11 protein-coding genes are annotated in these 12427 nt (G+C 56.4%); 5 read left to right on the top strand and 6 right to left on the bottom strand.

What is annotated here, in order from left to right; translation table 11 throughout:
• Positions 1-216: 216 nt before the first annotated feature.
• Positions 217-1458, top strand: a complete 1242-nt coding sequence (locus ACMGGP_RS12405; RefSeq protein WP_010257845.1) for an Nramp family divalent metal transporter — start codon at positions 217-219, stop codon at positions 1456-1458.
• Between the two features lie 362 nt (positions 1459-1820).
• Here ACMGGP_RS12405 and ACMGGP_RS12400 read toward each other — a convergent pair whose 3' ends face one another.
• Complete coding sequence (locus tag ACMGGP_RS12400) at positions 1821-2201, bottom strand: DUF2502 domain-containing protein (RefSeq protein ID WP_249654717.1); 381 nt, start codon at positions 2199-2201, stop codon at positions 1821-1823.
• A gap of 172 nt (positions 2202-2373) precedes the next feature.
• Complete coding sequence (gene mgrA, locus ACMGGP_RS12395) at positions 2374-3363, bottom strand: L-glyceraldehyde 3-phosphate reductase (protein ID WP_010257851.1); 990 nt, start codon at positions 3361-3363, stop codon at positions 2374-2376.
• Positions 3364-3582: 219 nt separating this feature from the next.
• Here mgrA and ipdC point away from each other — a divergent pair, with 219 nt between their 5' ends.
• Positions 3583-5235, top strand: coding sequence for an indolepyruvate decarboxylase (gene ipdC / locus ACMGGP_RS12390; RefSeq protein ID WP_167430177.1), 1653 nt, complete (start codon positions 3583-3585; stop codon positions 5233-5235).
• 160 nt (positions 5236-5395) lie between these two features.
• Positions 5396-6361, top strand: a complete 966-nt coding sequence (gene glk, locus ACMGGP_RS12385; protein WP_498798484.1) for a glucokinase — start codon at positions 5396-5398, stop codon at positions 6359-6361.
• Positions 6362-6520: 159 nt separating this feature from the next.
• Here glk and ACMGGP_RS12380 read toward each other — a convergent pair whose 3' ends face one another.
• Both ACMGGP_RS12380 and ACMGGP_RS12375 read right to left on the bottom strand, forming a co-directional pair.
• Positions 6521-7249 carry a LytR/AlgR family response regulator transcription factor gene (locus ACMGGP_RS12380; RefSeq protein WP_003848909.1) on the bottom strand — a complete coding sequence of 243 codons (729 nt, stop codon included), beginning with the start codon at positions 7247-7249 and terminating at the stop codon, positions 6521-6523.
• Positions 7246-8934: a LytS/YhcK type 5TM receptor domain-containing protein gene (locus tag ACMGGP_RS12375; protein ID WP_498798483.1), complete on the bottom strand. Its 1689-nt coding sequence runs from the start codon at positions 8932-8934 to the stop codon at positions 7246-7248. Before ACMGGP_RS12375 ends, ACMGGP_RS12380 begins: the two co-directional genes overlap by 4 nt.
• A 260-nt stretch (positions 8935-9194) precedes the next feature.
• On the opposite strand from ACMGGP_RS12375, the gene ACMGGP_RS12370 reads away from it, so the two are divergent.
• Together ACMGGP_RS12370 and alaC are read left to right on the top strand one after the other, a co-directional pair.
• Entirely contained in the window at positions 9195-9719 is a 525-nt protein-coding gene (locus ACMGGP_RS12370; RefSeq protein ID WP_031292218.1) for a GNAT family N-acetyltransferase, read from the top strand.
• Between the two features lie 117 nt (positions 9720-9836).
• Positions 9837-11069, top strand: a complete 1233-nt coding sequence (alaC, locus tag ACMGGP_RS12365; RefSeq protein WP_498798482.1) for an alanine transaminase — start codon at positions 9837-9839, stop codon at positions 11067-11069.
• 51 nt (positions 11070-11120) lie between these two features.
• On the opposite strand, the gene ypdK is transcribed toward alaC, so the two are convergent.
• Positions 11121-11195, bottom strand: a complete 75-nt coding sequence (ypdK, locus tag ACMGGP_RS12360) for a membrane protein YpdK (protein WP_099257831.1) — start codon at positions 11193-11195, stop codon at positions 11121-11123.
• A gap of 202 nt (positions 11196-11397) precedes the next feature.
• On the bottom strand, positions 11398-12426 hold the full coding sequence (locus ACMGGP_RS12355; RefSeq protein WP_010257869.1) for an HlyD family secretion protein: 1029 nt from the start codon (positions 12424-12426) through the stop codon (positions 11398-11400).
• Position 12427: the final 1 nt, after the last annotated feature.

Here is a 12427-nt window from a genome sequence, read left to right as displayed (position 1 = left end):
TTCAGATAACCACATAATTATTGTCTGAATTTTACACCGGGCGTAAAGTGACACTATTGCTCACATTTTTAGCAATCACATCCTTTACTGTAATGTATAGCAATGGCTATACTTTATAGCAGCATCTATTACACCGATAACAACAAACGAATTTCACTTGCACCTGCTAACCCCTAAGCTGCCGGGGCAGGCAAATGTTCAGACAGGGTACCGGATATGTTTGAAAGTCGTACCGCCGAGCGCGCCGCTCGCGGAGTCAGAAAAGTCAAACTCGCACTACTGGGGCCCGCTTTTATCGCCGCTATCGGCTATATCGATCCGGGCAACTTTGCGACCAACATTCAGGCGGGCGCTGCTTACGGCTACAAATTGCTGTGGGTGGTGGTATGGGCCAACATCATGGCCATGCTTATTCAGCTGATGTCAGCCAAGCTGGGTATCGCTACCGGCAAAAACCTCGCTGAACACATCCGCGATCGTTTTCCCCGGCCTGCCGTCTGGTTTTACTGGGTGCAGGCGGAAATTATCGCCATGGCCACTGACCTGGCGGAATTTATCGGTGCCGCGCTGGGGTTCAAACTGCTGCTCGGCATTTCTTTGATGCAGGGCGCGGTGCTGACAGGCATCGCCACGTTCCTGATATTGATGTTACAGAGCCGTGGGCAAAAGCCGCTGGAGCTGGTGATTGGCGGACTGCTGCTGTTTGTGGCGGCGGCCTATATCGTCGAACTCTTCTTCTCTCAGCCCAGTGTCAAAGAGCTGGTGATCGGTATGGCGCTGCCCGCGTTACCAACGTCGGATGCCGTATTCCTGGCGGCGGGTGTGCTGGGTGCGACCATTATGCCGCACGTGATTTACCTGCACTCCGCGCTGACGCAGGGCAAAAGTGAGGACAGCAAAGGTCAGCGGTACTCCTCAACTAAACTGGATGTGGCGATTGCCATGACCATCGCCGGATTTGTTAACCTGGCAATGATGGCGACTGCCGCAGCGGCGTTTCACTTCAGCGGGCACAGTAAAATCGCTGAACTCGATCAGGCCTATCTGACGTTGCAACCGCTGTTAGGTCAGGCGGCGGCGACGGTGTTTGGTCTGAGCCTGGTGGCCGCCGGATTATCTTCAACGGTGGTCGGTACGCTGGCGGGGCAGGTGGTGATGCAGGGCTTTATCCACTTCCATATTCCCCTGTGGGTGCGCCGAACCGTCACCATGCTGCCCTCTTTTATTGTCATCTGGGCCGGCTGGGACCCGACAAGGGTTCTGGTAATGAGTCAGGTGCTGCTGAGTTTTGGTATTGCGCTGGCGTTGATTCCGCTGCTCTCCTTTACCGGCAACCGCGAGCTGATGGGCGATGATATGGTTAACTCGCGTCTGATGCAGAACACCGGGCGACTGATCGTGCTGCTGGTGATTACGCTAAATCTTTACCTGCTGGTGGGTGAAGCGCTGGGGCTGTAGCGGTTATGGTAAACAAGAAAACGCCCGGCTATGCCGGGCATTTTCTTGTTGGCAACGTCTGGCCAGGTTCGCAGTGATACCGAGCCAGCGCAGGAAACACGGTCAGATCGGAAAGACGCAAAATCCGTCATCCATGACATGCTCGGCCCGCGCGATTACGCACCTCATCCCTGAGGTGCGCCCGTAGCCGGGCCAACGCGTTGCGTTGTTCAAAAACGCTCCCGGCGTTTTTGTCCATGGCGCGGGACGCTTTCCTCTTCTGACCGTGTTCCCTGCGCGTTGAGTTTATGCGTTGCGGCCAGAATCACACTGATTGAAGTCTTTGTGTTGTCTGAAACGCCCGGTTCTGCCGGGCGTTTTTATTAATGGCGATCGTGTCCGTGATGGTCAGGCCCACGACGGTCATGATGATCCCAGCCACGATCACGATCGCGGCGATACTGATGTTCCCAGCGACGCTCACGGTCGCGCTCATGCCAGCGGCGTTCGCGCTCCCACTGCTGCTGACGACGCCACTCTTCGTGTCGCCACCAGCGGCGTTCGTTGTAAGAATAGCGGTCGTTCCACCAGCGCGGTTCACGCCAGCGACCACCATCCCAGTAATAGCCACGGCGATCGCGATCGCCAAGATTCAGGGTGACGCCGGGGGCCAGAGTAATAGAGGCACTGGAGGCCCGGGCTGTGTGGTGTGCCAGCGGCGACAACAGGGCCAGCAGGGCAGCAAAAATAAGGGCTCTTTTCATTTTCTTCTCCTCATCAACAGTCTGACGCTGTTGCGGCGCAGCGATTATGCCTGCGTATTGCTGTTGTTACCGCATCATTGTGTCGGAAGATTGTGAGGAAATTGGGGAGAGAAAGGGGTTTGAGACTATTCTGGCGCAGAAAACGCCCGGCCTCAGCCGGGCGCTAAAACCGTTACAGCAGCGCCGCGTCAATCGCAGCTAACTCGCTGTCGCTGAACTGACGGCGAGCGAGCATCGCCACCGCGTCATCGATCTGGGCTGTTTTGCTGGCTCCGATCAGTACTGAAGTCACACGCTCATCGCGCAGCACCCACGCCAGCGCCATCTGCGCCAGCTTCTGTTCGCGCTGCTGCGCAATAGCATTAAGCTTGCGGACTTTCTCCATCTTCTCATCCGTCAGCTGGTTCTCATTCAGGAACTTGCTGCCGCTGGCCGCGCGCGAATCTTCCGGAATGCCCTGCAGATAGCGATCGGTGAGCACGCCGCCTGCCAGCGGAGAGAAGGCGATACAGCCGACGCCCGCATCGCCCAGCGTCTGAATCAATCCCTGCTCAGGTGTGCGTTCAAACATCGAATAGCGCGGCTGGTGAATCAGACAAGGGGTGCCGAGATCGCGCAGGATAGCTATCGCTTCGGCGGCGAGATCGGCCGGATAGTTAGAAAGGGCAGCGTAAAGCGCTTTGCCCTGGCGCACCACATGATCCAGCGCGCGCATCGTCTCTTCCAGCGGGGTTTCCGGATCGGGACGGTGATGATAGAAAATATCCACATACTCCAGCCCCATTCGCTTCAGGCTCTGATCCAGACTGGCGACCAGATATTTACGCGAACCCCAATCCCCATAAGGCCCCTGCCACATGGTATAGCCCGCTTTAGTGGAGATGATCAGCTCATCACGATGGGCACGAAAATCTTCCCGCAGAATACGCCCGAAGTTCTCTTCGGCTGAGCCAGGGGGTGGACCGTAATTGTTGGCTAAGTCGAAGTGCGTGATGCCAAGGTCAAACGCATGACGCAGCAGCTCACGGCTGTTATCGACCCGGGTACTGTCACCAAAGTTATGCCACAGTCCCAGCGAAATGGCGGGCAGTTTGATTCCGCTGCGGCCGCTGCGGCGATATTCCATCTGTTGATAGCGATCGGGATGAGGGAAAAGGGACATTCAGCGCTCCTGGGTAAAAACGGGGATATGTGCCAAAAGTCTATCAGTGTATACGGTTACACTCAGTGACAGCGCGCTGCAATTCGCATTTTTACAGAATATTCCGCCAGCGTAACGTCGCCTTTCCAGCCATTGCGGCTGGCTAAAATAGCGGCACGCCTCGCTAATTTCATCCTGTGTCAGATACTTAACCCGACTCTTCCCTGAAAGGAATGCGCAATGTCCACGTTCACTGTTGGAGATTACCTGCTGACCCGTCTGCAGGAGATTGGTGTAAAGCATCTGTTTGGCGTGCCGGGCGACTATAACCTGCAATTTCTTGACCACGTCATCGCCCATCCGGCCATCAGCTGGGTAGGCTGCGCTAATGAGCTTAACGCAGCCTATGCGGCAGACGGTTATGCACGCTGCAACGGCGCGGGAGCGCTTTTGACCACCTTTGGTGTGGGCGAGCTCAGCGCGATTAATGGCATTGCGGGCAGTTATGCCGAGTATCTGCCGGTGATCCATATCGTTGGCGCGCCTGCGACGCAGGCCCAGTTGCAGGGGGATTGTGTTCATCATTCGCTGGGCGATGGCGATTTCCAGCATTTTATTCGCATGGCCACAGAAGTCAGTGCGGCAACGGCACAGCTTACCGCCGACAACGCCACGGCTGAGATTGATCGGGTGATCGTCAGTGCGCTGCAGGCCCGTCGTCCCGGCTATTTGTCGCTGGCCGTCGACGTGGCGGCCATGGAGGTGCAGCCACCCGCGCAGCCCCTGAACAGTCATCAATCCTCTTCGCCCGCTGCGCGTCGCGCTTTCAGCGATGCGGCGGAACGTTTGCTGGCACCGGCGCAGCGGGTTTCACTGCTGGCCGATTTTCTTGCGCTGCGCTGGCAGCAGCAGTCCGCACTGGCCGCGCTGCGTGAACAGTGTGCGATTCCCTGTGCCAGCCTGCTGATGGGCAAGGGGGTTCTGGATGAACAGCAGCCGGGTTACGTCGGTACCTATGCCGGTGAGGCCAGCGCAGGTCAGGTGTGCGAACAGATCGAGCAGGTGGATGTGGCGATCTGCGTCGGGGTGCGATTTACCGACACCATTACTGCAGGCTTCACGCAGCAGTTTAACCCTGAGCGACTGATTGATCTGCAGCCCTTCAGCGCCAGCGTGGGCGGTGAAAATTTTGCGCCGCTGTCGATGGCGGATGCGCTGAGCGAGCTGCTGCCGCTGTTTGAACGCTATGGCCAGCAGTGGCAACCCGGCGCCACGCCGCCCGCCGCGCAGCCTGCAGAACCGGCGGCAGCGATCAGCCAGCAGGCGTTCTGGCAGGCGATGCAGGCATTCCTGCAACCCGGCGACCTTATTCTGGCCGAGCAGGGGACAGCCGCCTTTGGGGCCGCCGCGTTAAGATTGCCCTCGCAGGCGCAGCTGGTGGTTCAGCCATTATGGGGATCAATCGGCTATACTCTTCCGGCAGCATTTGGCGCGCAGACTGCCGATCCTGATCGCCGGGTTATCCTGATCATCGGAGACGGTTCGGCGCAGCTGACAATTCAGGAACTGGGTTCGATGCTGCGCGACCAGCAGCGGCTGATACTCTTTTTGCTGAATAATGAAGGCTATACCGTTGAACGGGCGATTCATGGCGCAACACAACGTTACAATGATATTGCCCAATGGAACTGGACGGCCTTACCGCACGCCCTTAGCCTGCAGGGCCAGGCGCAGAGCTGGCGTATCAGTGAAACGGTGCAGTTAGAGGAAGTGATGGCGCGACTCTCAGAGCCGAAGTGGCTCTCTCTGGTTGAAGTCGTCATGCAGAAAGAGGATTTGCCGCCACTGCTACGAAAAGTCACCGCCTGCCTGAATCAACGCAACGGCGGCTAAGATTCAGATAGTTGCCGCTGTGCAGGGTGGACTATCGCGGTTAGGCTGTAGCACACCTGAGTAAGACGCTCACCAATCGCACCGGTGAGCGTTGTTGTTTTATGGGCAGAATTTTATAGTGTCCTCCAACTCTTAAGACCCCAAGCGGAGCAACAGAAGAATGACAACCTATGCCTTGGTCGGCGATGTCGGCGGTACTAACGCACGCCTCGCCCTGTGTGAGGTGGAAAGCGGCAGCATCACCCAGGCCAAAACATTCTCAACATCAGAATACGACAGCCTCGAAGCCGTCATCCGCCACTATCTTGATGAACAACAGCAGGACGTTAAAGATGGCTGTATTGCCATTGCCTGCCCGATTACCGATGACTGGGTTGAAATGACCAACCATGACTGGGCGTTTTCCACGCGCAAGCTCAAAGAGAACATCGGTTTTGAACACCTGGAAATCATTAACGACTTCACTGCGGTATCCATGGCGATCCCGATGCTGACCGCCGAAAACGTGATTCAGTTTGGCGGTACAGAGCCAGTCAAAGATAAACCTATCGCGATTTATGGTGCCGGCACCGGATTAGGCGTCAGCCATCTGGTGCATGTGGACAAGCGCTGGGTCAGCCTGCCAGGTGAGGGCGGTCATGTCGACTTCGCTGCCAACAGCGAAGAAGAAGATCAGATCCTGGAAGTGCTGCGCGAAGAGCTGGGCCATGTTTCAGCGGAACGTGTGCTGTCAGGTGCCGGTCTGGTTAACCTCTATCGTGCGATTGTTAAAGTGGATAATCGCGTGCCGGAAAAACTGAAGCCGAAAGATGTCAGCCAGCGTGCGCTGGATGACAGCTGCACCGACTGCCGTCGCGCGCTGTCAATGTTCTGCGTCATCATGGGCCGTTTCGGCGGCAACCTGGCGCTGAATCTTGGCACCTTTGGTGGTGTCTATATTGCCGGTGGCATCGTGCCACGCTTCCTGGAGTTCTTTAAGTCGTCGGGTTTCCGTGCGGCGTTTGAAGATAAAGGCCGCTTCCGCGACTATGTTGCCAGCATCCCGGTTTATATGATTACGCACGACCAGCCTGGCCTGCTGGGCGCGGGCGCGCATCTGCGCCAGACGCTGGGTCGCGAAATCTGATTCTGCTTTACCTCGCGCGCGTACTGCCATTCTGCGCGCGAGCGATTTTCCCGATCGGCCTGCTTCAGCGGGGCAGGATCGGGAAAACCCCCCGGATTTTTTGCTGCTGCTCTCCTGCTTCGCCCCCCCCTTTCTGAACAGGCCTTTAACCCTCCTGCGCTACAGGCGCATCAGCTGTCGAAACTGCTTCACCTTACTGCGGCTGACCGGCACCTGAAACTCCAGATCGCGCAGCTTCAGCAGATAGGTATTGTTAAACCACGGCTCGATTTCACGAATCTTGCTGAGGCTGACGCAGTAAGAGCGGTGGCAGCGGAAAAATTGCTGTTCCGGCAGGCGTGAACAGAACTCGGTAATATTCATCGACATCACGTAGGATTCGCGCCGGGTATAAACAAACGTCAGCTTCTCATGCGCCTCAACGTAGTAAATATCATTCACGTCAGTGACGATAATGCGCTCATCTTTGATCAGGTTGACCGTCTGCGGCGCGGGCGTGGCGCTGAGATGGCTGACCGCCTGCTGCGCCTGCGCTGTGGCTTCGAGCTTGTTCAGCATGGTAACAATCCGCGACTCCTGGTAGGGCTTGAGAATGTAGTCAAACGCCTCCAGCTCAAACGCTTCTACCGCATGCTCTTTCCACGCGGTAATAAAGACAATCAGTGGCTTGTGGGCAAACTGATGGATATTCTGTGCCAGCAGCATGCCATCCAGTGAGGGGATGTTGATATCGAGGAAAATCACATCAACCCGATGCTGTTGCAGGTACTTCAGCACGTCCAGACCATCGTCAAAACAGGCTTCAATCTCGATTTTGCTGTGATGCTGAATCATCCAGCTCAGCTCCTGCTGCGCCAGGAATTCATCTTCCACAATAATGGCTTTCATAACAGATTCTCCGCCAGGCGCTGGCCATTCTTACTCAGCGTAAAGGAAATCTCGGTGCCCGGCTGATGCCGCACGATATTCAATCCCTGACCCGACAAAAGTTTTACCCGATGATGCACATTGAGCAGGCCGATTTTATTACCGGGCATTTCGTTACGCGCCACCCGTGCTATCACTTCGTCACTGATGCCCTGACCGGTGTCCCGCACCGAGATCCGTACCTGATCGCCCAGATCACGGACGCTCAGCGTCACCACGCCTTTGCCTTTACAGGGCTGGATGCCATGGACAATGGCATTCTCCACCAGAGGCTGGATCAGCAGACTCGGCAGCAGAAAATGGAGATCCTCATCGACGTCATAGATCATCGTCAGCTTATCGCCAAACCGGGCCTGCTCGATGGCGATGTAATCTTTCACCTGCCACAGCTCTTTACGGATGTCGATTAGCTCATCGTCGTTCAGTTCCAGGTTGTAGCGCAGATAGCGTGACAGATTTATCACCAGCTGACGGGCGGTATCGGGATTGAGCCGGATAGAAGAGGAGATAGCATTCAGGGCGTTGAACAGGAAATGAGGATTTATTTTACTTTGCAGCGCACGCAGTTCCGCTTTATTAGCCATCTCGCGTAACTGCTCGGCACGCGATACTTCAAGCTGGGTTGAGATGATTTGTGACAGGCCGATCGCCATCTCCTTCAGCGAGCCGGTAATACGGTGTGCGCGGCGATAGTAGATTTTCAGCGTGCCGGTGACTTTGCCTTTCTCCCACAGCGGGATCACGATCATGGAGTGAATATCTTTGGTGCGATGCGCTTCATCGTTGTTCTTAATGATAATTTTACCGCTGGCGATCGACTGCGCCGTGGTGGGGCTGATGCCATCATCCCCATGTTTATAATTATGTTCGCCATAGCCGACGTAGGCCAGAATCTGTTTTTTATCGGTCATCGCCACCGCATCGGCTTTGATCTCCCGTCGGATAATGTCACAGATGTTGCGCAGCGAGTCGCTGTTCACCTGACGGAACAGCGGCAGGGTTTTATTGGCGATCTCCAGCGCCAGCTTGGCCTGGCGGGCGGCAATCGCCTCTTTTTCCCCCTCGACGCTCTGCACCAGCAGCACAATGATGCCGATACTGGAGGCACCGAGGATCATCGGCAGAGCAATTTCTGACACAATCGCCAGCCCGAGTGAGGTGGGGTGCGCCCACACAACAATCAACAACATCGTCAGGGCTTCACAGAGCATGCCGCCGACGATACCGGCACGCCAGCGGTGCTCTTTCAGTACCCGGCGATTAATACCGCCCGCAACGATACCGGCAATGATGCTGGTAATCAGGCAGGGCACGGAGGTTACGCCGTGAATATCGATCAGAAAACGGTGCAGACCGGCAATAACCCCGGTGGCGATCCCGACCCAGGGACCAAACAGAATGCCACCCGCCATCACGGCGATGACCCGCACATTCAGCAGTGAACCATCGACATCGACACCCGACCAGGTACTGAACAGCGCAAACAGGGAAAAGATGGCAGTAACCGCCACTTTCTCCGCACGGGTGTGTTCATCTTTTTGCAGCAGCTGACGAAACGGGCGGGTGCGTGTCAGGAAGAACAGGCAGATCAGCATCAGGGCGGCGCGGTCAAATACTGCCAGTAACATCGTGAAGTGGGAGGACACAGGCGACTCGTCGGCAATGGAAAGTGCCTCTATGATAAAAAATGTGATCGCGAACCGCTAGCGTCCCGATCAATCACGGTGGGAGTTAGTGCTTCAGATCAATTTTTACGGCATATGGGCAAAAAGAGGAAAGGTTGAGTGCATTAAAGGGGAACAGTTTTTCGCCCTGCAGAGGCTGGTCGCTAAGGTGCCGTTTTGCTATGTTGCGCGATGAGGTGCGCCAGTGACCGCTGGAAAACCGCGCCCATCGGGAGCAGCAGATGCAACTAGTCACCGCCAGATTAACCCTGAGTAAATTACAGCCAGAAGACTGGCAACTGTTTCGTGCCGTCCATGAAGATCGCGACACCATGACCTGGGTGAGCGAAATCCCCGATGAAGCGGATATCCGCCAGCGCTTCACCGAGCGTCTGGCCCCCTGGCAGGCGAGCAGTTTTCATATGCTCTGCCTGGTTGCGCGACGTCGTGACAACGGTGAGCCGATTGGCCTGTTTGGCTGCAGCCCCGAATGGGAGCCATACCGTCAGGCGGAGGTGGGCTATATGCTGCTGCATCGTCACTGCGGTCAGGGGTATGGCAGCGAAGCCCTGGCGGCGCTGTGTCAGTTTTTGCTTGAAGCCGATTTCCACAAACTCAAAGCGATGGTGATTGAAGGGAACTGGGCGTCACGCCGTATTCTGGAGAAAAACGGCTTTCAGCTGGAGGGCACGCTACGGGATAATTATCTGCTGAACGGCTGCTGGGTGAACGATTGGCTGCTGGGGCGGCTGAATCCGCAAAAATAAAAATATTTTCCGCCACTCTCGACAAAATGATCCTCGCCACGTTATGTTCGTAACGGGTCACCACAGTGACCCGCGTCGCTCGGACGGTCCGGGCGCTTACGTAATCCAGAGGACATCATGGCTGATAACAGCACACCCCGTCGTTTCTCGCGTATCGAACGTTTACCCCCTTACGTTTTCAACATCACCGCTGAACTGAAGATGGCTGCGCGTCGGCGCGGCGAAGATATCATCGACTTTTCAATGGGCAACCCGGATGGTCCGACTCCGCCACACATCGTCGAAAAGTTATGCCAGGTGGCGCAGCGTGACGATACCCACGGTTATTCCACTTCTCGCGGTATTCCGCGCCTGCGCCGGGCGATCTCGCGCTGGTACGCCGATCGCTATCAGGTTGAGATCAATCCTGAATCAGAGGCGATTGTCACCATCGGTTCCAAAGAGGGGCTGGCGCACCTGATGCTGGCGACGCTGGATCACGGTGATACCGTGCTGGTGCCCAATCCCAGCTATCCGATCCATATCTACGGTGCGGTGATTGCCGGGGCGCAGGTACGCTCGGTGCCGCTGGTGGCGGGTGTCGACTTCTTCAATGAGCTGGAACGCGCCATTCGCGAGAGCTATCCCAAGCCAAAAATGATGATCCTCGGCTTCCCGTCCAACCCCACCGCACAGTGTGTGGAGCTCGACTTTTTCGAACGGGTGATTGCGCTGGCGAAGCAGTACAACGTGCTGGTGATCCACGATCTGGCCTATGCCGACATCGTCTACGATGGCTGGAAAGCGCCATCGATTATGCAGGTGCCGGGCGCGCGTGATGTCGCCGTCGAATTCTTTACCCTGTCAAAAAGCTACAACATGGCGGGCTGGCGTATCGGTTTCATGGTGGGCAACAAAGAGCTGGTCGCCGCGCTGGCGCGAATCAAAAGTTATCATGACTACGGCACCTTTACGCCACTGCAGGTGGCGGCGATTGCGGCGCTGGAAGGGGATCAACAGTGCGTGCGCGACATCGCAGAGCAGTACAAACGCCGCCGTGATGTGCTGGTCAAAGGATTGCATGAAGCGGGCTGGATGGTGGATAACCCGAAAGCCTCAATGTACGTCTGGGCAAAAATACCGGATCATTACGCACATCTTGGGTCGCTGGAGTTCGCTAAGCAACTGCTGCAGGAGGCGAAAGTCTGTGTCTCGCCCGGTATCGGGTTTGGCGACTATGGCGACACGCACGTGCGTTTTGCGCTGATAGAGAACAGCGATCGTATTCGTCAGGCGGTACGGGGAATTAAAGCGATGTTTCGTGCCGATGGCATATTGCCAGGCAGCATAAAAATGGAAGAAGAACGCTGACAGCCAGCAGGGGCGACTCAAGGGTCGCCCCGTGGCGGCACTGTCACGCCATTACTTCAGCAGCAGAACAAAGGTTCCGAACCAAAGTAACGCGAAAAAAGATATTCCCATCAAGGCATATTTCACAAAGCAACTCCTCTGAGCGGTTACGATGATGGCGATCCCAAACCAGTGCAACGCGAACAGATGTGGAAAAGAGATCGCCATTTACAGTCATGGTCTGCTCTTTTCCGGGTTGATCTGAATAACTCAGAACAGGATCGAGCGCTAATTTACGCGTAATCCTCCCCAAATGAAATAGGTCCGTTCTGAGATATTGCTCACAATTTTACGGCACTTCGATTTCAGGGATCGCCGACATGCCTACACGTAACTGAGCCAGATGCTGTTGGTCGCCATCCAGCACAATTTTCACCGGCAGACGTTGAACGACTTTAGTGTAGTTGCCGGTGGCGTTATCGGGAGAGATCGCCGAAAAAGTTGCGCCGGTGGCCGGTGCGATGCTGTCCACATGACCGGTAAAGGTCTCGCCCGGCAGGGCGTCCACCCGGATCCGCACCCGCTGGCCGGGACGCACATCGCTTAACTGCGTCTCAAGATAGTTAGCGGTAATGTAGGTTTGCTGCAGTGGCACCACCGCCAGCAGACGGGTGCCGGCTGATACGTACGCGCCGGTCCGCACCGAGCGCTGACCTACCATGCCGTCAACGGGCGCAGTAATGCGCGTGTAGGAGAGATTCAGCCTGGCCTGATCGACGCTGGCCTTCGCCGCTGCAACATCCGCTTCCGCAGAACGCACCGCCGCCTGTAACACCCCCACCTGTTTTACTGCCGACGCCAGCGCGGCCTGACTCTGATGCACGGCTGCCAGCGCCGAGCGCTGGTTTGAGCTGGCTTTCTGCTGATCGTCGGCTGCCACGGTACCGCTTTTATAGAGGCGGTTATAACGATCGGCGCTCTGACCGGCATACTGCGCAGAGGCTTCGCTGGCCGCGACGCTGGCTTTCTGTTGATCAATCACCGACTGCTGCTGCTCCAGCTGTGCCTGACTGCTCAGCAGTTTCGCCTGGCTCACCTGCAGGTCAGCCTCCGCACTTTCCAGCGCCACACGATAGTCACGATCGTCCAGCGTCGCCAGCAGCTGACCCGCTTTGACCTGCTGATTATCCTGCACCTGCACGTGGCTGATGTAGCCCGAGACTTTCGGTGCCACCAGGGTGTAGTCCGCATTGACGTAAGCGTCGTTGGTGCGGTGATCGTTGCCGGTCATCAGTGACCAGACCACAAAAGCGATGGCCAGTAACACCAGCAGCAACAGACTCAGCAGCAGGGTTCTTTTCATTTCGAAAGCACGCATA

Source organism: Curtobacterium sp. BNK-1, assembly GCF_048685235.1.
Lineage (GTDB): Bacteria > Pseudomonadota > Gammaproteobacteria > Enterobacterales > Enterobacteriaceae > Pantoea > Pantoea agglomerans.
The sequence above is the reverse complement of the archived record's forward strand: the minus strand, read 5'-3'. Positions and strand labels throughout refer to the sequence as shown.